At 72.3% G+C, this 20,995-nt stretch carries 20 protein-coding genes; 14 read left to right on the top strand and 6 right to left on the bottom strand.

Features of this window, described 5'->3' with window-relative positions; all coding sequences use genetic code 11:
• Nucleotides 1–69 precede the first annotated feature (69 nt).
• Nucleotides 70–1,176 carry a S1 family peptidase gene (locus L6E12_RS30415; protein ID WP_236231368.1) on the bottom strand — a complete coding sequence of 369 codons (1,107 nt, stop codon included), beginning with the start codon at nucleotides 1,174–1,176 and terminating at the stop codon, nucleotides 70–72.
• 333 nt (nucleotides 1,177–1,509) lie between these two features.
• Between L6E12_RS30415 and L6E12_RS30410 the strand changes: the two genes are divergently transcribed.
• The 5 genes from L6E12_RS30410 (at nucleotide 1,510) to L6E12_RS30390 (ending at nucleotide 4,593) form a co-directional block, all read left to right on the top strand.
• Nucleotides 1,510–1,875, top strand: coding sequence for a YidH family protein (locus tag L6E12_RS30410; protein WP_236231367.1), 366 nt, complete (start codon nucleotides 1,510–1,512; stop codon nucleotides 1,873–1,875).
• On the top strand, nucleotides 1,872–2,180 hold the full coding sequence (locus tag L6E12_RS30405) for a DUF202 domain-containing protein (protein WP_236231366.1): 309 nt from the start codon (nucleotides 1,872–1,874) through the stop codon (nucleotides 2,178–2,180). The genes L6E12_RS30410 and L6E12_RS30405 overlap by 4 nt, the downstream gene beginning before the upstream one ends.
• 278 nt (nucleotides 2,181–2,458) lie before the next feature.
• Entirely contained in the window at nucleotides 2,459–2,908 is a 450-nt protein-coding gene (locus L6E12_RS30400; protein ID WP_035279215.1) for a helix-turn-helix domain-containing protein, read from the top strand.
• Between the two features lie 109 nt (nucleotides 2,909–3,017).
• Nucleotides 3,018–3,365, top strand: a complete 348-nt coding sequence (locus L6E12_RS30395; protein WP_236231365.1) for an STAS domain-containing protein — start codon at nucleotides 3,018–3,020, stop codon at nucleotides 3,363–3,365.
• A 190-nt stretch (nucleotides 3,366–3,555) separates the two neighbouring features.
• Nucleotides 3,556–4,593: a LacI family DNA-binding transcriptional regulator gene (locus L6E12_RS30390; protein ID WP_236231364.1), complete on the top strand. Its 1,038-nt coding sequence runs from the start codon at nucleotides 3,556–3,558 to the stop codon at nucleotides 4,591–4,593.
• A 747-nt stretch (nucleotides 4,594–5,340) separates the two neighbouring features.
• Here the strand turns inward: L6E12_RS30390 and L6E12_RS30385 are convergent.
• The 3 genes from L6E12_RS30385 to L6E12_RS30375 all read right to left on the bottom strand — a co-directional run bounded on the left by L6E12_RS30385 (nucleotide 5,341) and on the right by L6E12_RS30375 (nucleotide 8,944).
• Nucleotides 5,341–7,713: a Tex family protein gene (locus tag L6E12_RS30385; protein ID WP_236231363.1), complete on the bottom strand. Its 2,373-nt coding sequence runs from the start codon at nucleotides 7,711–7,713 to the stop codon at nucleotides 5,341–5,343.
• Nucleotides 7,714–8,226: 513 nt separating this feature from the next.
• On the bottom strand, nucleotides 8,227–8,430 hold the full coding sequence (locus L6E12_RS30380; RefSeq protein ID WP_035280332.1) for a cold-shock protein: 204 nt from the start codon (nucleotides 8,428–8,430) through the stop codon (nucleotides 8,227–8,229).
• A 139-nt stretch (nucleotides 8,431–8,569) separates the two neighbouring features.
• Complete coding sequence (locus L6E12_RS30375; protein ID WP_236231362.1) at nucleotides 8,570–8,944, bottom strand: hypothetical protein; 375 nt, start codon at nucleotides 8,942–8,944, stop codon at nucleotides 8,570–8,572.
• A 61-nt stretch (nucleotides 8,945–9,005) separates the two neighbouring features.
• Here L6E12_RS30375 and L6E12_RS30370 point away from each other — a divergent pair, with 61 nt between their 5' ends.
• From L6E12_RS30370 to L6E12_RS30335, 8 genes are all read left to right on the top strand, one after another.
• The gene (locus tag L6E12_RS30370; protein ID WP_374201971.1) at nucleotides 9,006–9,722 is read left to right on the top strand and encodes a M50 family metallopeptidase; all 717 of its coding nucleotides are present in this window, start codon (nucleotides 9,006–9,008) and stop codon (nucleotides 9,720–9,722) included.
• A gap of 37 nt (nucleotides 9,723–9,759) precedes the next feature.
• Nucleotides 9,760–10,353 (top strand): TetR/AcrR family transcriptional regulator, encoded by a 594-nt coding sequence (locus L6E12_RS30365; protein ID WP_236231361.1) that lies wholly within the window; start codon nucleotides 9,760–9,762, stop codon nucleotides 10,351–10,353.
• 162 nt (nucleotides 10,354–10,515) lie between these two features.
• Entirely contained in the window at nucleotides 10,516–11,142 is a 627-nt protein-coding gene (locus tag L6E12_RS30360; protein ID WP_236231360.1) for a TetR/AcrR family transcriptional regulator, read from the top strand.
• A gap of 988 nt (nucleotides 11,143–12,130) precedes the next feature.
• Nucleotides 12,131–12,463 carry a hypothetical protein gene (locus L6E12_RS30355; RefSeq protein ID WP_236231359.1) on the top strand — a complete coding sequence of 111 codons (333 nt, stop codon included), beginning with the start codon at nucleotides 12,131–12,133 and terminating at the stop codon, nucleotides 12,461–12,463.
• Between the two features lie 46 nt (nucleotides 12,464–12,509).
• A complete protein-coding gene (locus tag L6E12_RS30350) occupies nucleotides 12,510–13,742 on the top strand; it encodes an aldehyde dehydrogenase family protein (RefSeq protein ID WP_236231358.1) in 1,233 nt (410 codons plus the stop codon).
• Between the two features lie 168 nt (nucleotides 13,743–13,910).
• Nucleotides 13,911–15,683 (top strand): cytochrome c oxidase subunit I, encoded by a 1,773-nt coding sequence (gene ctaD, locus L6E12_RS30345; protein ID WP_236231357.1) that lies wholly within the window; start codon nucleotides 13,911–13,913, stop codon nucleotides 15,681–15,683.
• 143 nt (nucleotides 15,684–15,826) lie between these two features.
• The gene (gene serB, locus L6E12_RS30340; protein WP_236231356.1) at nucleotides 15,827–17,071 is read left to right on the top strand and encodes a phosphoserine phosphatase SerB; all 1,245 of its coding nucleotides are present in this window, start codon (nucleotides 15,827–15,829) and stop codon (nucleotides 17,069–17,071) included.
• On the top strand, nucleotides 17,068–17,835 hold the full coding sequence (locus L6E12_RS30335) for an aminoacyl-tRNA hydrolase (protein ID WP_236231355.1): 768 nt from the start codon (nucleotides 17,068–17,070) through the stop codon (nucleotides 17,833–17,835). Before serB ends, L6E12_RS30335 begins: the two co-directional genes overlap by 4 nt.
• Before the next feature lie 813 nt (nucleotides 17,836–18,648).
• Here L6E12_RS30335 and dhaL read toward each other — a convergent pair.
• A complete protein-coding gene (gene dhaL / locus L6E12_RS30330) occupies nucleotides 18,649–19,260 on the bottom strand; it encodes a dihydroxyacetone kinase subunit DhaL (RefSeq protein WP_236231354.1) in 612 nt (203 codons plus the stop codon).
• A 14-nt stretch (nucleotides 19,261–19,274) separates the two neighbouring features.
• Entirely contained in the window at nucleotides 19,275–20,273 is a 999-nt protein-coding gene (locus L6E12_RS30325; RefSeq protein WP_236231353.1) for a dihydroxyacetone kinase subunit DhaK, read from the bottom strand.
• A 107-nt stretch (nucleotides 20,274–20,380) separates the two neighbouring features.
• Here L6E12_RS30325 and L6E12_RS30320 point away from each other — a divergent pair, with 107 nt between their 5' ends.
• A complete protein-coding gene (locus tag L6E12_RS30320; protein WP_236231352.1) occupies nucleotides 20,381–20,974 on the top strand; it encodes an HdeD family acid-resistance protein in 594 nt (197 codons plus the stop codon).
• Nucleotides 20,975–20,995: the final 21 nt, after the last annotated feature.

Here is a 20,995-nt window from a genome sequence, read left to right as displayed (position 1 = left end):
GGCGGCGGACGTGCGGGCGCGCCCGCCCGGTGGGACAACCGGGCGGGCGCGTTCCCCCGAGGGGTCGGATCAGCCCGTGACCAGGGTCAGGCCGTAGGCCGTCAGCGCCTCGTTGATCGGCTGGAAGTACGTCGTCCCGCCGGAGGAGCAGTTGCCCGAGCCGCCCGAGGTCAGGCCCTGCGCCTGCACGCGGGTGCCGGAGCCGGGGTTGCTGACGAACGAGCCGCCGGAGTCGCCGGGCTCGGCGCAGGCGTTGGTGCGGGTCAGGCCGTAGACGATGTCACCACCGCCGTAGTTGACGGTCTGGTTGAACGCCTGCACGGTGCCGCACTTCCAGCCGGTGGTGGAACCGGACCGGCAGACACCGCCGCCGACCTGGGTGACCGTCCGGCCCGCGACCGTCACGTCCGATCCGGAGGAGTACCGGTCCACCAGCGGGGTGGAGACCGCCGCCGAGCTGGACACGGTGATCCGGCCGTAGTCGTTGGTGGGGAACGACGAACCGCTGACCGAGCCGATGCTGCCGCCGGTGCCGCTGACCGCGCCGCCGATGTCGGTGCAGTGGCCCGCGGTGATCACGTAGCGGGTGCCCGCGGAGTTGCGGGCGTTGAAGCCCACCGAGCAGCGGCCGCCGCCGAAGTAGATCGCCTGCCCGCCGATGATGTTCCACAGCGGACGCGGCGCGTCGGTGACCCGCTCGGTGCGCACCGGGCCGGAGGCGGCGGTCTTCGCCCACGCCAGACCGGCGGCGTCGTCGTTGAGCACCGACACCACGACCTGGTTGGCGGCGGGGTCGACGTACCAGCCGGTCACGCTGGCGGGAACCGACTCGGCCGCGCGGGCGGCCTTGCCGTCCAGTGTGGACTGCACGCCCGCCAGTTCGGCGGCGCTGTGCTTGACCACCTTGGCGGTGGCACCCACGGCGCGCACCTCGGCGACCCGCGACGCGTCGGTGACGCCGACGACCAGCTTGCCGGTCGCCTGGTCGAGCCAGGTGTTGGCGTAGCTGCTGCCCAGCCGCGACGCCAGGGATTCCTGGGTGGCGGCAAGGGTTGCGCCGTCCGCGGTGGCGTCCAGCACGGACGGCAGCGCGGCGTCGGCGGGGGTGGCGAGCGCGACGGCGGTGACCGCGGCGCCCGCGATGGCGAACAGGGAACGCAGGGACAAGCGACTCACGAACGGCCTCCAAGGCAGGGGAGAAGGACCGGGTTCGAGCACTGCTGCTCCGGGTGGGCACCGCCTGGGAGTCCGGGGGGTTAACGACGGTGTACCAACCGAGGGGGACGACGCTACGGCAGCGGCGAGCCACGGCAACAGCGGCCGAAAGAGGCCCGCCGCACCCGCCCGCACCGGCCGATCGATCACCGGCAGTGCGGGGTTCCGACATCCGGGTGCCGACTGTCCGGCCCACCCCGACCCGCCCGGACGCACCCGGCGGCAACCTGCCGTGCACTTGCCATTTTCCCAGAGCGTTTCCCAGAGCATGGAACGCGCGCTTACGATCCGGCCATGGCCTCCTGGGCGAACCGCATCCGGATCACCGAGGGCGAGGACCCGGACTACCGGTTCTCCCTCGCCAACGAGCGCACCTTCCTGTCCTGGGTCCGCACCGCCCTCGCCCTGCTCGCGGGCGGAGTGGCCGTCTCGCAGTACCTCCCGGCCGCCCCGGTGCCGCTGCGCACCGCCCTGGCGCTGGCCCTGGTCACCCTGGGCACGGTGCTGGCCGCGCTGAGCCACCGGCGCTGGCGGCGCACCGAGCGGGCGATGCGGCTCGGGCGGGCGCTGCCGCCGACCACCCAGCTACCGCTGCTGGCCTTCGGGGTCACCGCGGTCGCGGTCGGACTGCTGGTGCTGGTGCTGGTCGCCGTCCGGTGAGCGCGGTCCAGGACCCGGGGTTGCAGGCCGAGCGCACCCGGCTGGCCTGGTCGCGCACCGCGCTGGCCACCGCCGCCCTCGGCGCCCTGCTCCTGCACGGCGCCCGCTCCCCGGTCGGCCTGGTCTGCGGCGGGGCCGTGCTGCTCGCCGCGGTGGGCGTGCTGCTGCGGGGGATCGGGCGCTACCGGCACATCCGCCGCGCGGTGGCCGCGGGCCGGTCCGTGGTGGACGGCTCCGGTTCCCCGATGGGCCTGCTGGTGCTCCTCCCGGCCGCGGCGGCGCTCATCGCGGTCCTCACCCGCTGACCCGGCGCTCCTCCGGGAGCGGCCCGGGCCCGGCAGCTCGTGTTCCGGCGGTGCCCAAAGGTCGAACCGATCCTCGTCCACACCCGATTTCAAGCGCACACCCCGGCAAAAGACCTACTCAGTGTGGGCTTGAGACAGGTGCAACTCACTCGTTCGAGCGATCGTCGGCCCGGAGAGGGTACAGCTCGCCCAAACGTGCGTAACTTAACAAACCTCGGGGAACACGCTGGTCAAAGCTTCGTGTTCTCGAGGTCGAAGCGGACGGTCGGGGGTATTGGATGGACTGCGTGGCGTATCAGCGTGCCCTCGGTCGGGAGTTGCAACAGTTGCGGGTGCGGCGTCGGTGGACCCGGGCCCAACTGGTGCAGCGGTTGCCGATGGAACTGTCGGCCCAGGCGCTCGCCTCCTACGAGACGGGCACGCGCTCCTGCACGGTGGTGCGGTTCGTGGAGCTGTGCACGGCCCTGGAGGCGTCCCCGCACGACCTGCTGGAGCGGGTGCACGACCAGGTCAACCACGACGACCACCCGGCCTCGCTCAAGGTCGACCTCACCCGGCTCGCCCTCGACGAGCGGGCCCCGCTGAACCCGGCCCGCCGGTGGGCGGCGGCGGAGGTCGCCCGGCACGCCCCGGGCACCCGCGACCTCGACCTGTCGGCGCTGGAGTCGCTGGCCGCCCTGTGCGGGCTGGCCACGGTGGAGCTGGTCCGGATGCTCCGCGAGGGCTGAGCCGGGCACCCGGTTGTTCTCCTGATCTTCACTCGTTCGGCCGCCCTGCCGGTGCCGCGCACGGGGTACGGTCGAGAATTGGTCCTTGCGTGCTGGGTGGAGACGAGCGGTGGATCTTCGACTGGACGACTCGCCCGCTCCCGGGGTCGTCGCCGTGGCGATCGGTGGCGAGGTCGACCTGCTGGCCGCGGGCATCCTGGAGCGGTTCCTGCTGGGCGCGGTCGCCGAGCAGCGCGGCCCCAAACCGGGCCTGATCATCGACCTGTCCGAAGCGGAGTTCTTCGGCTGCGCGGGCCTCAATGCCCTGCTCGCCGCCCAGCGCAGACTCGACCGCGCGGGCGGCTGGCTGCGCCTGGTGGATGTGTCGTCCGCGGTGAGCCGGGTGCTGGACGTCGCCGGGATGAACACCGACCTGCGCGTGGCGTCCTCCGCGGACGACCACAACGGACTGCCGTAACCGGCTCGGGCGGGTCGACCAGCGCCGCCCGCGGGCGCGGGTGCGCGTCCGGACTCCCCGCCGCACCCGGACACCGCGGCCGAGTCGTCGACGCCGCGATGTGGTTACCCGCAGGGAATGTTCCCGTCAACAACAAACCGCCGAATTCGGCCACCCGGTCTGAGATTTTCGCCCGAATGCCCCTATTTCGGTGCCCGTTCTCGGTATGCTCGGGTTCCACGGCGATCTCGGGGGCAGGATGCGGGTCACCATCGCGGACGTCGCCCGCCGCGCGCGGGTCAGCAAGGCCACTGTGTCACGCGTCCTGAACGATCGCGGCGAGGTCGACGCGGGCACGGCCATCCGGGTGCGCGAGGTCATCGCCGCCACCGGCTACACCCCCAGTGCGGGCGCCGTGGGCCTGGCCCGGGGGCGCACCCAGACCGTCGGCGTCCTGGTCCCCCACCTGACCTGCCCCTGGGTGGGCGCCGTCCTGCAAGGCGTGTCGGACGTCCTGGAGGCCCACGGCTACGGCCTGCTCCTGCACACCACGAACCGCGGCGCGGACTCCCTCACCCGGTTCACCCGCCACGTCTCCGGCAACGCGTTCGACGGCCTGCTGCTGGTCGACCCCCCGGACCCGCTCTCCTGCCTCGACGGCCTGCGTGAGTCGGGCTTTCCCGTGGTCATGGTCGACGACCACAACGACCACCCCGGCTTCCCCTCGGTGGTCACCGGCAACCGGGCGGGCGCCACCGCGGCGGCCACCCACCTCCTCGCCACGGGCCGCACCCGCCCGGTCGTGATCTCCGGCCCCGCGGCCCTCGGCCGCACCCAGGCCCGCACCGAGGGCTTCCGCACCCCCTTCGCCGCGGCAGGCCACCCCACCCCCCACCACGTCGAGGGCGACCTCACCCGCGCGGGCGGCCACGCGGCCATCACCGCCCTGCTGGCCGAAAACCACGAGTTCGACTCCGTCTTCACCCACAACGACCTCACCGCCGCAGGCGCCCTGGACGCCCTGCGCGAGGCCGGTGTCAACGTCCCCACCCAGGTCGCCGTCATCGGCTTCGACGACACCGACCTGGCGGCCCACACCCAGCCACCCCTCACCACGGTCCGCCGCCCCGCCAGGGAAATGGGCGAGGCAGCGGCCACGACCCTCCTGGCGAACCTGGCGGGCGAACCGTTCCCCACCACCCCGGAGATCATCCCCACCGAACTGGTCATCCGAGCCTCAGCCCCCTGAGCCGGCAGTCCACTGTGGAACAAAGTGGGCGGTGATCCAGCGCCGCACCCCACGCCCGATTGCACGCGGCACCCACCACGGAACCGCAAACCCGGCCACCACCCACCCTCGAACCGCCGCCCCAACGGCCAACCGCACCGAACCCCACCGGCACAACGGCGACCATCCCACCAGCCACCTGCCGGGCGGCCAGCCACCCGGACCCCCCCGGGCGCAGCCAGTCGACCCACCCCCAAACCGCCCGCCGGGCAGCCAGCCGCCCGAACCCCACCGGGCGCAGCCGCCCACTCACCCCCAAACCGCCTGCCGGGCGGTCGGCCGCCCCGAACCCAACGGGCGCAGCAAAGCCAGCCACCCCCGCAACCGCCAGCCCGGCTAAGCAGATGCCCGGGTGGGTGGATGTGCTTGGGTGGGGGTGCCGATCATGTGCAAGCCTGCTTGGGCTGTGGGGCATCTTTTCGCCCCACTCGGTCACACTGGGCGCATGATCGGCGTAGGGGCCCCGCCCAAGCGGATCCACCCACCCGGGCACGCCCCGAAAGTCCCGGGCCTTGATAAGCAGGCACGGCCGAGCAATCCACTCACCCGGGCACCACCAACAAACGACCGGGCCCTCACCGGCAAGCAGATCCAGCCAGGCACCGCCCAACCCCGAGCATGCAGCACCAGCAGGCACCCACCGCGCAACCCCGACACGATGCGCCCGGCACCCCGGCTCCCGAATCACCGACCCGGGAGCCGGAACACTCACCCCTTGTACCCGGCCTTCCGCAACGCCTCAGCCAACGCACTGTTGGCAGGCGGCGGCGAAGCCTCCCGCCGCTTCCCACCACCACCGCCACCGCCACCACGCTGCTGCTGCCCCGGCCCCCGCCCGCGGTTCGGCTCCCGCCGCCCACCACCCGAAGGCGCACCGGGCGCAGGCAGTTCATCGTCCAGGCGCAGGGTCAACGAGATCCGCTTGCGCGGGATGTCGACCTCCAGCACCTTCACCTTCACCACGTCACCGGACTTGACCACGTCGCGCGGGTCCTTCACGAACGTGTGCGACAGCGCCGAGACGTGCACGAGGCCGTCCTGGTGCACACCGATGTCCACGAACGCGCCGAAGGCGGCCACGTTCGTGACCACCCCCTCCAGGGTCATCCCCGGCGTGAGGTCGCTGAGCTTCTCCACGCCGTCGGCGAAGGTGGCGGTCTTGAACTCCGGCCGCGGGTCCCGGCCCGGCTTCTCCAGTTCCGCCAGGATGTCGGTCACCGTCGGCACGCCGAACTTCTCGTCCACGAAGTCCGCCGGGCGCAGCGCGCGCAGCTTGGCCGAGTTGCCGATCAGGCCGACCACCTCGCCGCCGGTCGCCGCGAGGATGCGGCGCACGACCGGGTACGCCTCGGGGTGCACGCTGGAGGAGTCCAGCGGGTCGTCGCCGGAGGGGATGCGGAGGAAGCCCGCGCACTGCTCGAACGCCTTCGCGCCCAGCCGGGGGACGTCCTTGAGGCCGGTGCGGCTGCGGAACGGCCCGTGCGCGTCGCGGTGCGCCACGATGTTCTCCGCCAGGCCCGCGCTGATGCCCGACACCCGGGTCAGCAGCGGCGCCGATGCGGTGTTCACGTCCACGCCCACGCCGTTCACGCAGTCCTCGACCACCGCGTCCAGCGAGCGCGACAGCTTCACCTCGGACAGGTCGTGCTGGTACTGCCCGACACCGATGGACTTCGGGTCGATCTTCACCAGTTCGGCCAAGGGGTCCTGCAACCGCCGGGCGATCGACACCGCGCCGCGCAGCGACACGTCCAGGCCCGGCAGCTCCTGCGAGGCGTAGGCCGACGCCGAGTACACCGACGCGCCCGCCTCCGACACCACGATCTTGGTCAGCTTCAACTCGGGCAGCCGCTTGATCAGCTCGATGGCCAGCTTGTCGGTCTCCCGCGAGGCGGTGCCGTTGCCGATGGCGATCAGGTCCACCTTGTGCGCGGCCGCGAGCCTGCCCAGCTTGGCCAGCGCCTCGTCCCACCGCTGCTGCGGCACGTGCGGGTAGATGGTGTCGGTGGCCACCACCTTGCCGGTCCCGTCGACCACGGCGACCTTCACCCCGGTGCGGAAGCCCGGGTCCAGGCCCATGGTGGCGCGGGCGCCCGCCGGTGCGGCGAGCAGCAGGTCGCGCAGGTTCGCCGCGAAGACCCGGACCGCCTCGTCCTCGGCCGCCTGGCGCAGCCGGGTGCGCAGGTCGATGCCCAGGTGCACCAGGATCCGCGTCCGCCACGCCCAGCGCACGGTGTCCAGCAGCCACTTGTCGCCGGGGCGGCCCCGGTCGGCCACGCCGAAGCGCTGCGCGATCCGCACCTCGTAGTCGGTGCGCACCGGCGGCACCGCGGTCTGGTCGACCTCGGGGTCCGGTTCCAGGGTGAGTTCGAGGACCTCCTCCTTCTCACCGCGGAACATGGCCAGGATCCGGTGCGAGGGCAGCTTGGCGAAGGGTTCGGCGAAGTCGAAGTAGTCGGCGAACTTGGCGCCGTCCTCTTCTTTGCCCTCGCGCACCTTCGACGCCAGCACGCCCTTGCCCCACATCCGCTCGCGCAGCTCGCCGATCAGGTCGCCGTCCTCGGCGAAGCGCTCCACCAGGATCGACCGCGCGCCGTCCAGCGCCGCGGTCGCGTCGGCCACGCCCCGCTCCGCGTCGACGTAGCCCGCGGCCACCTCGCGCGGGTCGTGCGCCGGGTCGTCGATCAGCGCGTCGGCCAGCGGTTGCAGCCCCGCCTCCCGCGCGATCTGCGCCTTGGTGCGCCGCTTGGGCTTGAACGGCAGGTAGAGGTCCTCCAGCCGCGACTTGGTCTCCGCGGCCATGATCTGGGCGGTGAGCGCGTCGTCGAGCTTGCCCTGCTCGCGGATCGAGTCGAGCACCGCGGTGCGCCGGTCCTCCAGTTCGCGCAGGTACCGCAGCCGCTCCTCGAGCGCGCGCAGCTGCGCGTCGTCGAGGGTGCCGGTGACCTCCTTGCGGTAGCGGGCGATGAACGGCACCGTCGCCCCGCCGTCGAGCAGCTCGACGGCGGAGGTGACCTGCCCCTCCCGTACCCCGAGCTCCTCGGCGATGCGCTGATGGATCCCCTGCGCTGGCGCGGTCATGGCTCCTGCTTCCACTGCGGTTCAACTTCGCTGTCGCAGGCCATTCTGACGGACCCGGCGGCTGAACGGGCGCATGGGTGGCGCCCTGTGGACAACTCCGGCGGCCGGGTCGGGGCCTGTGGACAACGCATCGCCCGCACCGGGGAAATGTGCGACAAAGGCATCCGGCACACCACCGACCGCACAAGGAGAAGGCCCGTGTTCACCCAGGAAAGCGCACTCCACGCCCGCAAGCCGTCGACCGCCCGCGGCCCTGCACGACACGACGTACCCCATCCGGGTGAAACAGGTGGCACGCACCGACAGTGGGGGGTTGCGGCGGACCGGTTGCGCGAACGGGTCACGCACCGGCTTGATCATCCAATGAGGACAGAGCTGCCCGTCGCGCGGTCCGGTCGCCCAGGTCCGCGGCCCCTCCCGGGGGAACCGCCCGGGTCGGAGGAGCCCGGAAAGCCTGCTGGGCCCCGCTCCGGGGGAGGAGCGGGGCCCAGCGGAAAGTCTCGTCGTCGAGACTCAGACGGGGACGACCCCGGTGGCCTGCGGTCCCTTGTTGCCCTGACCGACCTCGTAGGTCACCTTCTGGTTCTCCTCCAGCGTGCGGAAGCCGCTCGTCTGGATCTCCGAGTAGTGCACGAACACGTCGGAACTGCCGTCGTCGGGGGCGATGAAGCCGTAGCCCTTTTCCGAGTTGAACCACTTGACGGTGCCCTCAGCCATACCGCTCTCCTAGCTGTGCTGCCTCCCGGCGTCCGCTGGTTGCGACGCCCGGGACGTCCGGTCACGCTGGCGGTCCGGACGACCACAGGCAGTCAAACACACCTCGCGGCGCAGAGGTAGGGCCTTGACAATGGACGTCTCAGCGGCCCGCGGCGAAGGCGGACAAAGCGCACAGGACGGCCCAGGCGCCCGCCACCCCGGCGGAGTTGCGGCGACTGCCCGCCTCGGGGAGGCCGGTGCCGAAGGTGATCGCGTCGGCGGTGTCGGAGGCGACCCGGACGGCGATGGCCGCCCGCAGCGGCGCACCCGCGGGGGCGAACGCCATGGCCAGCCCGGTGGCCACGTCGCGGACACCGATGCTCCTGGTCAGCGCCGCCACACCGGGCTTGGGGGTGCCGCTCGGGTCGACCAGCCCGGTGGGCTTGGCCATCAGCAGCGGGCGCACCGTGATCGCCGCGCCGTACACCGCGGTGGCGGCCCCCAGGGCCCTCGGGATCCACGTCAACTGAGCCATGGACGGAGGCTACCCAGCCCGCGCCCGACCCACCCGGTGAGCGGACGGGCAAGATCGTGGGGTGCAGGCGACCTCGACCACCCCCGACCTCTGGCAGCAGATCTTCGGCGACAACTGGCAGCCACCCGCCACGATGGTGCTGATCACCGCGGGGGTGGCACTGCTGGTGGTGCTGCTGCGCCCGGTCTGGCGGCCTGCCCGCAACGTGATCACCATCGTGCACGAGGCGGGCCACGGACTGGTCGCCGTCCTGGTCGGCAGGCGGCTGTCCGGCATCCGCCTGCACTCGGACACCTCCGGCGTCACCGTCTCCCGCGGCAAGCCGGAGGGGCCGGGCATGGTCCTCACGTCGTTCGCGGGCTACGTGGCGCCGTCACTGCTCGGTCTGGGCTTCGCGGCGCTGCTGGCGGCCGAACGGACGAACGCCGTTATCGTGATCTGCGCGATATTGCTTTTCGGCGTCCTGGTCATGGTGCGCAACCTGTACGGGGTGCTGTCGGTGGTCGTCACCGGGCTGCTCCTGTTCGCCGTTTCGTGGTTCGCACCGGACGGCGTACAGGCTGCGTTCGCGTACCTGATCGCGTGGTTTCTGCTGTTCGGCGGCGTGCGGCCGGTGTTCGAGCTCCAGCGCAAGCGCCGCCGCGGGCGGGCCGGGGACTCCGATGCCGACCAGCTCGCCCGGCTCACCGGGGCGCCCGGGTTCTTCTGGGTCGCCTCGTTCCTGATCATCGATCTGGGCTCGCTGCTGGTCGCCGCGGCGTGGCTGCTCCTGCCGTGACCGGGTACCGACGGTATTCGGGCGTTAGGCTGCCCGCATGCCCCGACTGAGCAGGGTCGAGAGCCAGGCCCGCACCCGCGAGCTGCTCATCGCCACCGCCAAGGACCTCTTCCTCCGCGACGGCTACCACGCCACCTCGCTGGAGAAGGTCGCCGAGGCCGCGGGCTTCTCCAAGGGCGCGGTCTACTCGAACTTCCGCAACAAGGACGAGCTGTGCCTGGTCGTCCTGGACGACATCCACGCCGAGCACATCAAGGCCGTCGGCGAAGCCGTCTCCGGCAGGCCGTTCGACGACGCGGTCGCCCTGTTCTCCGAGTGGGCCGAGCGCATGATCGGCGATGAGGGCTGGACCGTGCTCGAGGTCGAGTTCGGCCTCCAGGCCCGCCGCGACCCGGCGCTGCGCGCCGAGCTGGCCGTGCGCGACCGGGCCGTGCGCGACGCCATCACCGCCCTGGCCCGCACCTTCGACACCTCCGCCCACCCGGCCCCGCTGCCCCCCGAGGACATGGCCACCGTCCTGCTGAGCCTCGGAATCGGACTCGCCATCCAGCGCGTCATCGACCCCGGCGTCCCGATCGGCACCCTCACCGACACCCTGCGCTCGCTGCTGGGCAGACCCAGGTCCGAATAGGACTTCACGTTCGCTCCGATCCGAAGTGGCCGGTACGAATGCGACTGGTCACAATGTCGACACCTGTTCGTGTCACAGCGGACCCGCTGTGGCGCAAGCGAAGTCCCATCACGATCATGGATAGTCGCGAGTATCGACAATCCGAGATCGAGAGGGACCCCAGTGACCGACCCGGCCGAGGCCACCCCGCCGCGGCGGCGCACCCAGCGCGAGCGCCGCGAGGCGACCGTGGGCAAGCTCGTCGACGCGACCATCGCCGCGATCTCCGAGGTCGGCTACGCCCGCGCCTCGGTGCAGGAGATCTGCAAACGGGCCGGTGTGTCGCACGGCGGGCTGTTCCGGCACTTCGAGACCCGGCTGGATTTGGTCGTCACCGCGGCCGAGGAAGTCGGCCGCAGGCTGATCTCGAACTTCTGGGAGCAGGTCGGCCCCGTCGTCGAACACGAGGCGGGCCTGCACGACGTCCTCCGAGCCATCCGCGCCGCATCCCGCTCCCCGCTGAACCTGGTCTGGTTCGAAATCCTCGTCGCCGCCCGCACCGACACCGCCCTGCGCACCCGGCTGCGCCCGACCCTGGACAGCTTCGCCGAGGACATCTACCTCACCGCCCTGCGCATCCCCGCCATCGCCGCCCAACCGGTCGAAACCCGCCAGGCAGCGGTCTCCGCCGCCCTCCACATGTTCGACGGCGAGACCTTCGCCAACGCCATCCACCCCAGCCCCCACCTCGACGACAAACGCCTGGAAATCGTCGCCGCCCTCTACCAGACCCCGGCCACCCGGGACTGATCCCCACCACCGACCACCCGAGATCGGTCTCCACCCCGGCTTGGTCTCCCTCCGAGACCCGAGCCCCACCCCTCGGCGATCCGGGACCGCCCCTCCCGGCTCGCCGCCCACCCCGGCCAACCGGCGCCTGTCACCCCCACGGGCAGTCCGAGAAGGCTCACGAACCAGTCCGATGTGCTCCAGCCGTGGCGGCTGCCTCCACTCGCCTGGCCCTGCCTGGCCCTGCCTGGCCCTGCCTGGGCCTGCTTGAACCGGCCCGGACCTGGATGCCTCCGGACCCGCCCGGACGTGGATGCCGTCGGGCCCACCGCGCCTGAGTGCCTCCGGAGTCGCCCGGGCCCACCCGGCCTGCACGCCCCCGGGTCCGGCCGGGCCCGCCCGGGCTCGGATGCTCCTGGACTCGGCCGGGTCTGACTGCTCCTGGGTCGGCCCGGCCTGCACCCCGTCCCACCGGACCGGGCGCTCCCGGTTCCTGCCGGTCGGTCCACACCGATCCCGGCCACTCCTGGCGGTCGAAACCGACCACCGTCCACAACGGCCCAACCCCACTGCAGGCAACCCCTCCGAAAGCCTTTGCGCTCCTCGTGACCCGCCATGGCGGGGCCGCCCCGCACTCACCCACTGCCCACCCGTGACAGCCATCCGCCCACGACAACCCCACCACGCACCAGCCCACCCCGAGCCCCACCCGTCCCGCAGCTCGCAGCAACCCGCAACCTGCTGCAGCCGCGTCCGCTCAGACCCCCGCCCCTCCCCGTCCCAAGATCATCCACCCGCCCCCGCGCAGAGCCCACCCATCCCAAAGGGGGCTCCCCCTCATTCAATTCTAGTTGTGCTCTGGGCGGTGGGTAAGTGGTCGGTTGCGGGGTGTGGACAACTTTCGGGGGAATCGCCGGGGCTGTGGACAGAGGGGAGCGCTCGGCGGCGAATCCTGACAAGCTCGACCTCGTCGGGGCACGGGACGCACGGCGAGAGGACGGGTGGGGCTATGACGACGGGGTTCCCCGGGGGTGGGGTGCTCGAGGCGCTGGTGTGCTTCGAGCAGGCGACCGTGGTGCTGGCGCTGTGCGACGGGCCCGAGCTGGTGGTCCGGACGGTCAACGCGGCCGGGCGGGCCGCGGTGGGGGCGGACCTGGTGGGCAGGCCGCTGCCGGTCCAGGGGCACCGGCCGGGGCTCGACGCGGTGCTGGCCGACGGCAAGGAGTACCGGGCCGGGGGCGTGACCGTGGGCAAGGCGAAGCTCGACGTGGTCTTCCGGGCGGTGACCGCGAAGGACGGGCACATCACCGGGGTGACCTTCGAGGGCCACCTCCCCGGCTGAGGCAGACTCTCCCGGACGGACCCGGGCTACGAAGGGACACACGAAGGTGACCGACCAGCACACGGTCGTGGCGGAGTGCGCGGCGCGGGCCAAGGCCGCCGCCCCGGCGCTCGCGGCCGCGTCCGACGAGGCGATCGACAACGCCATCGGGGAGATGGCCGCGCGGCTGTCCTCGGCCAGGGCGAAGGTGCTCGCCGCCAACGCCGAGGACGTGGCCGCCGCGGAGGCCGCAGGGATGAGCGGGGGGCTGCTCGACCGGCTGCGGATCACCGAGGACCGGCTCTCCGACATGGCCGAGCAGCTGCGGCTGCTGGCCGGTGTCCCGCACCCGCCGCGGGAGACGCCGGTGCGGGAGCTGGACGGCGGGTTGAAGCTGGTCGAGCTGCGCAGGCCGGTCGGGGTCATCGGGGCCAACTACGAGGCCCGGCCCAACGTCACCGTGGACGTGGCCTCGCAGCTGGTCAAGTCGCGCAACGCCGGGGTGCTGCGCACCGGTTCGGCGGCGCTGCGGTCGGCCACCGCGCTGCTCAAGCACGTGATCGCGCCCGCGCTCGACGAGGCCGGGCTCGACCCGGACGCCGTGCAGCTGGTGCCCACCGCCGACCGGGAGGCGGCCGGTGCGCTGGTCGAGCTGCCCGGGCTGGTGCCGCTGGTCATCCTCCGCGGCAGCGGCGAGAGCACCCGCGAACTGGGCAGGCGCGCCGCCCAGGTGGGGGTGCGGACCCTCGCGCACGCCGACGGCGGCGGTGTCCTCTACTACGACAGCAAGGCCGACCCCGCCTTCGCCACCGACCTGATCCGGCGCAGCCTGGACCGGCTCGGCGTCTGCAACCGGCTCAACCTGCTGCTGGTGCACCGCGACGTCTACGACTCCGCCCTGCCGGGCATCCGGGCCGCCCTCGACGACGTGCGGGTTACGCCCTCGCTGCCGCCGCACACCCACGCGATCGGGTACGAGTGGGCGCTCGACGGCGACCGCGAGGCCACCGTCACCGTCGCCCCCGTCGACGACCTGCGCGAGGCCGCGCGGATCGCCAACGAGGAGACCTCCGGGCTGGCCGCGGGCATCGTCACCGAGGACAGGGCGACCGCCGAGGAGTTCATGGCCGCCTACACCGGCACCGGCGTGTTCTGGAACGCCCCGACCCGGCTGCTCGACGGTTTCAAGCTGCTCGGCGTCCCGGAGACGGGCATCAACATCGACCGGGTTCCCGGCCCCCGCGGACCGGTCACCTACACCGACCTCACCCTGCGGCAGTACGCGGTGGTACCGGTGTGACCTGGGCAACCGACCGTTTTTGTGCGATCGGTTAGTTATGCACAGCACACCATGCCCACACGAGCCCGTCACAGTCCACCGGGCTACGATCCTTCCCGAGCCGCACCGGCGTGGCCGGCCGCGACTCACCAGATGGACGCCCACCACCATCAGTTGCAGGAGGCAGGAGTGACGGCAGTAGCCCCACGGCCGATCGCCACGCGGCCCTACCCGGCCCGCGAGACGGCCAAGGGTTCGTACCTGCTGCGGCTGTTCCGCACGACGGACCACAAGCAAATCGGCATCATGTACCTGGTCACGTCGTTCGCCTTCTTCATGGTGGGCGGCGCGATGGCGATGCTCATCCGCAGCGAGCTGGCCGTCCCGGGCCAGCAGTTCCTGTCGCAGGAGCAGTACAACCAGCTCTTCACCATGCACGGCACGGTCATGCTGCTGCTGTACGCGACGCCCATCCTGTTCGGGTTCGCGAACTTCATCCTGCCGCTGCAGATCGGCTCGCCGGACGTCGCGTTCCCGCGGCTGAACGCGTTCTCGTACTGGCTGTACCTGTTCGGCGGCATCATCGTGATGACCGGCTTCCTGACGCCGGGTGGCGCCGCCGACTTCGGCTGGTTCGCCTACACCCCGCTGTCGGACAAGATCCACTCGCCGGGTGTCGGCGCCGACCTGTGGATCACCGGCCTGGCCGTCGGTGGTCTCGGCACCATCCTCGGCGCGGTCAACATGCTCACCACCGTGGTCTGCCTGCGGGCGCCCGGCATGACCATGTTCCGGATGCCGATCTTCACCTGGAACATCCTCATCACCAGCATCCTGGTGCTGCTGGCGTTCCCGATCCTCACCGCCGCGCTGTTCGGCCTGCTCGCCGACCGACAACTCGGGGCGCACGTGTTCGACCCGGCCAACGGCGGCGTGATCCTCTGGCAGCACCTGTTCTGGTTCTTCGGCCATCCGGAGGTCTACATCGTCGCCTTGCCGTTCTTCGGCATCGTGTCGGAGATCTTCCCGGTGTTCAGCCGCAAGCCGCTGTTCGGCTACCGCGGCCTGGTGTACGCGACCCTGGCCATCGCCGCGCTGTCGGTGACGGTGTGGGCGCACCACATGTACGCCACCGGCGCCGTGCTGCTGCCGTTCTTCTCCTTCATGACCTTCCTGATCGCGGTCCCGACCGGGGTGAAGTTCTTCAACTGGATCGGCACGATGTGGAAGGGGTCGCTGACCTTCGAGACCCCGATGCTGTTCAGCGTCGGCTTCCTGGTCACGTTCCTCTTCGGCGGTCTGACCGGTGTGCTGCTCGCGGCCCCGGCCATCGACTTCCACGTGTCCGACACGTACTTCGTCGTCGCGCACTTCCACTACGTGCTCTACGGCACGATCGTGTTCGCCACCTTCGCGGGCATCTACTTCTGGTTCCCGAAGATCACCGGGCGGTTCCTCGACGAGCCGCTGGGCAAGCTGCACTTCTGGACCACGTTCATCGGCTTCCACGGCACCTTCCTGGTCCAGCACTGGCTGGGCAACGAGGGCATGCCGCGCCGCTACGCGGACTACCTGGCCAGCGACGGCTTCACCACGCTGAACACGATCTCCACGATCGGCGCGTACATCCTCGGCGCCTCGACGCTGCCGTTCATCTGGAACGTGCTCAAGTCCTACCGGTACGGCGAGCTGGTCGAGGCCGACGACCCGTGGGGCTACGGCAACTCCCTGGAGTGGGCCACCAGCTCCCCGCCGCCGCGGCACAACTTCACCGAGCTGCCGCGCATCCGCTCGGAGCGCCCGGCGTTCGACCTGCACTACCCGCACATGGTCGAGCAGGGGCACCACGACAAGTACGTCGGTGTCGGGTCGGCCAAGCACAAGCCCGCCCCGTCGGAGATCCTCGCCGAGAAGATGAACACCGACGACATCTCCAAGGGTGACCCCACCCTGTCGAACTGACCGGGATCACCAGCAGGTGAACCCGAACATCCAGTAGATCCAGTGGAGCTGCGGGTGGAACCAGGTACGCGCGACGTGCCGGGTCCACCCGCAGTCCCATGTCCGGGGCCGGACGGTCCCGCGAGCCCCGGGAGACCGCGATCGTGACCGCCGCCCAGAACCCCGCCGCCACCCCCGCCCCGGGGACCCCGGTCCTGATCACCGTCACCGGGCCGGACAAGCCGGGTGTGTCCTCCGTGCTGTTCGCCGTGCTGGTCCGGCACGGGGTGGAGATCCTCGACGTGGAGCAGGTCGTCATCCGCGGGCAGCTGGTGCTCGGCGTGCTGGTCAGCGCCGACCACGACGCCGAGGGGTTGCAGGAGTACGTCGAGCAGGCGATGGCGTCGGTGGCGATGCACGTCGAGGTCGAGGTGGGGGTGGACCCGTCGTCGGCCACCGGCTCCACGCACGTGCTGGTGGTGCTGGGCAGGCCGGTCACCGCCCGCGCGTTCAGCGAGGTCGCCCGCCACCTGGCCGCGCTCGGGGCCAACATCGACTCGATCCGCCGGGTCGCCGACTACCCGGTGACCGGTCTGGAGCTGCGGGTCTCGGTCGCCGAGGACACCGACACCGCCGACGCCGAGCTGCGCGGCGCGCTGGCCGCGCTGTCGGGCCGGGTGGGCCTCGACATCGCCGTGGAGCGCGACCTGCTCTCCCGGCGGGCCAAGCGGCTCATCGTGTTCGACGTGGACTCCACCCTGGTGCAGGGGGAGGTCATCGAAATGCTCGCCGCCAAGGCCGGGTGCGAGGACAAGGTCAAGGAGATCACCGACGCGGCCATGCGCGGCGAGATCGACTTCACCGAGTCGCTGCACCAGCGGGTGGCGCTGCTGGAGGGCCTGCCCGCCACCGTCCTCGACGAGGTCGCCGCCGCCATCCAGCTCACCCCCGGCGCCCGCACCACCATCCGCACCCTCAAGCGCCTCGGCTTCCGCTGCGGTGTGGTCTCCGGCGGGTTCGACTACATCATCGAGAGCCTGGTCGACGACCTCGGCCTCGACTTCCACGCCGCCAACGAGCTGGAGATCTCCCGCGGCGTGCTCACCGGTCGGGTCATCGGCGAGGTCGTCGACCGCGCGGGCAAGGCCGTCGCCCTGCGCCGCTTCGCCCAGCAGTACGGGGTCCCGCTCGCGCAGTGCGTGGCCGTCGGCGACGGCGCCAACGACATCGACATGCTCGCCACCGCGGGCCTCGGCATCGCCTTCAACGCCAAGCCCGCGCTGCGCGAGGTCGCCGACACCGCCCTGTCGCACCCGTACCTCGACGTCGTGCTGTTCGTGCTCGGGGTCACCCGCGCGGAGGTCGAGGCCGCCGACGCCGCCGACGGCCTGGAGTTCGACCGCCTGTGACCGCCATCCTCGACCCGCTGGCCGACCGCTACGCCTCCTGGCTCACCCGCCCGGCCGCCTCCGCCGCCGACACCTCCGACGAGGACCCGGCGGAGGTCCGCGCCATGCCGGTCATCCTGCATATCGAGCGCGACCCCCAGCCCGACCGCACGGCCCTGCTGGAAGCGGCCGCGGCGGCCGCGCTCGCGGTCTGCCTGGCACCCGAGGCCGAGGGCGAGTGGTACCCCGAGCTGCACGCCTGGGTCAGCGGCCGCATCCGCAAGGTCTCCCGCCGCGCCCGCGGCGCCCACTGGTCCGCCGTCCACGACCTGCCGGGCGTCACCATCGAGGTCGACGGCGCCAAGGCCCGCGCCCTGGTGCCGATGCGGGTCAGCGAGACGCCCAAGGAGGTCTCCCGCCTCCAGATCTCCGGCAGCGAACTGCCCGCCTCCACCCCCGGCCCCGTTCCGGCGGGCGCACCCGTGCTGTGGCTGAACCCGGACGTGCCGATGACCGCGGGCAAGGCCGCCGCCCAGGTCGGCCACGCCACCATGCTCCTCGCCGCGCTGATGCACGCCTCCGCCCGGCACGAGGCCCTCAAGACCTGGGCGGCCCTCGACCACCGCACCGCCGTCCGCACCCCGACCCCCGCCGCCTGGGCTGCCGCCCACCCCGGCGCCGACCCCGAGGCGGCCTGGCGCGACCACGGCGTGGTCGCCGTCCGGGACGCGGGCTTCACCGAGGTCGCCCCCGGCACGGTCACGGTCCTGGCCCACTGGCCCTGACCCCACCCACCAGCACCGACCGGCCCCACGGCACCCGATCCACCCACCCCGGCCTGACCCGCCCGGCCTGCTCCCGCCCCGCCCGCCTTGCCTCAACCCGGCCCGGCCCGGCCTGCCCCGCCTCAACTTGGCCCAACCCGCCCTGCCCTGCCCAGGCTTGGGGTCTGGCCCGCCCCGACTCGGCTCGCCCCAGCGTGCCTCAATCCGGCCCGGCCTGCCCCAACTTGCCTCAATCTGCCCCGGCTTGGCCCGCCCCGTCCCGGACCGGCTCGACCTGACCTAGCCGGGCCGGGCCTGGTCAGGCCCAGCTCGACCCGGCCTCAATCAGGCCCGGCCCGACTTGCCCCGCCCCGCCCTGGCCTGACCTGGCTTGGTCTGGCCCGCCCCGGACCGGCTCGACCTGATCTGGCCGGGCCGGGCCTGGTCAGGCCCAGCTCGGCCCGGCCTCAACCAGGCCCGGCCTGCCCCGACTTGCCTCAACCCGCCCCGCCCTGGCATGTCCCGGTCTGGCCTACCTTGGCTCAGCTCAGCATGGCGCTGCTCCCGCTGAGCCTCGATGGCGCAGCCGCCGGCCACCCCTGCAACCGACGGCCCGGCTACGCAGATGCCCGGGTGGGTGGATGTGTTTGGCCGGGGGTGGCGATCATGTGCAAGCCTGCCCGGGCTGTGGGGCATCCCTTCAGCCCCACTCGGTCACACTGGGCACATGATCGCCATAGGGGCCCCGGCCAAACACATCCACCCAGCCGGGCACCCCAGCCAAAAGACCGGGGCAGCCAAAGACCGGGACAGCCAGGAGTCCGGTCCAAGTGGTCAGGTGCCTGCGGCGAACAGGAGGCCGATGGTCACCGCCCCCGGGTCGGTGACACCGATGGCGTGGTCACCCACATAGCTGGCGCGGCCCCTCCGAGCGCGGATACCCGCCGTCGCCTCAGCACCTCCCTCCGCCGCCCGAGCAGCAGCCGCGAAAGCCTCCGCGAGTGGTGTCGACGCTGGGAGGGCCTTGAGCGCGTCCGCAGCAGGAGAGAGGGCGTCGACCAGGGTCTTGTCGCCCACTTGGGCTTCGCCGACGCGTTGGATGGCGGCAAGGCCGTTGATGGCGCCCTCGGTGAGGGCAGCCGGGGTGAGGTCGCCCGCCCTCGTCGTCGCGGCGGCGAACTCCTGCAGCAGGAGGCCGAAGAGCGGGCCGCTGGTGCCGCCCACCCTGTCCAGGAACACGCGGGCCGCGGCGGCGATCACCTCGGCTGCCGGTGCCCCCGTGACCACACCGTCCAGTTCGGACTGGATGAGGCGGGCGGCGCCCGCGATGTTGGCGCCGAAGTCGCCGTCGCCCGCGGCCTGGTCGAGGGCGGTCAGGTCGGCCTCGCGGTCGAGGGCGGTGGTGGTGAAGCGGCGGAGCCAGTCCGCGGCGGGGGAGTCGGTCATCTGCTCGTCCTTCCTCAGGCCCGCCACGCGGCGGTGTGCGCGGGGGCGTCCCAGAGCGCGGTCAGCTCGTCGTCGGTGCGGGTGAGGGACAGGGAGAAGCCGTGCATGTCGAGTGCGGTCACCACCGAACCCACCAGGTGCCGCTCCAGGGTGACCCCGTGCTCGGCGAGCGCGGCCGCGAACCGGTGGTGCAGGCCGTAGAGCTCCAGCGGGGTCGTGCGCCCGAGGCCGTTGACCAGCCCGATGACCCGGTCGCCCCGGGTGAGGGCGAGGGCGGTGACGAGGCTGCCGGTCATGTCGCGCACCAGGTCGTCGACCGGGCCGTGGGGGCGGACCGCGCCGGAGCGCTCGCCGTGGATGCCGACGCCGTACTCGATGCCGTCGTCGGGGAGGTCGAAGGCGGGGGCGCCGGTGGCGGGGGAGGTGTGCGCGGCGGCGGCCACCGCCACGCTGCGGCTGCCCGCGGCGACCCGTTCACCCAGGGCGACCAGGGCGTCGAGGTCGAGGCCCTGGTCGGCGGCGGCACCGAGCAGCTTCTCCACCACCACGGTGGCGCCGGTGCCGCGGCGGCCCACGGCGATGTCGGCGGAGTCGGTGGCCACGTCGTCGTCGACCAGGACCCGGGCGCAGCGGATGCCGTCGTGGTGCAGGCGCTCCGCGGCGATGCCGAAGTTGATCTTGTCGCCGGTGTAGTTCTTCACCACGTGCAGCACGCCGCCGGGCTTGGCCACCGCCCTCGACGCCGCGTACACCTGCCGGTTGTGCGGCGAGGCGAAGACCCGCCCCGGGCACGCCGCGTCCAGCATCCCGGCGCCGACGAAACCCGCGTGCAGCGGCTCGTGCCCGGACCCGCCACCGGAGACCAGGCCGACGACCCGCCGCGGGTCGGGGGACCGGGCGGTGACGTGGCCCGGGTCCGGGGTGAACTCGACCAGGTCGGCGTGCGCCAGGGCGAACCCGGCCAGCCCGGCGTCGACCAGGTCGTCCGGGGACGCGGCGAAGTAGCGGCTCATGCCCCCATCGTCGACCCCGCGCCGCCCGCCGTCGAGTCGGTGGGGCGGGTTCGGGAGGCGCGCGGGCCGCCGCGGTCCCATCCTGGGAGGGAGGAGAGGAGTCCGCCATGACCGTGGTCCCACCCCGGCCGTTCACCATCAAGGCCGATCACGAATCGACCCGCGTCCTGCACCGGCTCACCGGGCGGTGGTGGGTGGTCGCGGTGCTGGGCTTCCTGGTCGCGGTGCTGGGCATCGTCCTGCTGGCCGACCTCGCCGTCGCGGCCGGGACGCTGGCCGTGCTGGTCGCCATCGGGTTGATCTTCGACGGCGCCGCCGAGATCGCCACCGCGGGCAGGCACCGGGCCGGGTGGCCCGCCTACGTGCTCGGTGGGCTGTGGCTGGTGCTCGGCGTGCTCGCCCTGGTCTGGCCCGGGATGACGCTGCTGGCGCTGGCCGTGTGCGTCGGCATCGGGTTCGTGCTCGGCGGGGTCGTGCAGGTGGGCGCCGCGCTGTCGGCGCGCAAGCGGTTGCCGATGTGGGGGCTGTGGCTGGCGCTGGGCGTGGTGACGTTCGTGGTGGGGGTGCTGGCGCTGGTGCTGCCCGGGTTGACGATCCTGACGCTGGCGGTGTGGTTGGGGGTGGCGTTGTTGTTCCGGGGCATCGGCATGGTGTGGTTCGGGTTCACCCTGCGCAGGCTGCACACCGCTACGGGGCGGTAGATTGCTGCCCTGCTGGATCCG

Source organism: Actinokineospora sp. PR83, assembly GCF_021056305.1.
GTDB lineage: Bacteria > Actinomycetota > Actinomycetes > Mycobacteriales > Pseudonocardiaceae > Actinokineospora > Actinokineospora spheciospongiae.
This window is presented reverse-complemented; position numbering and strand designations above follow the sequence as displayed.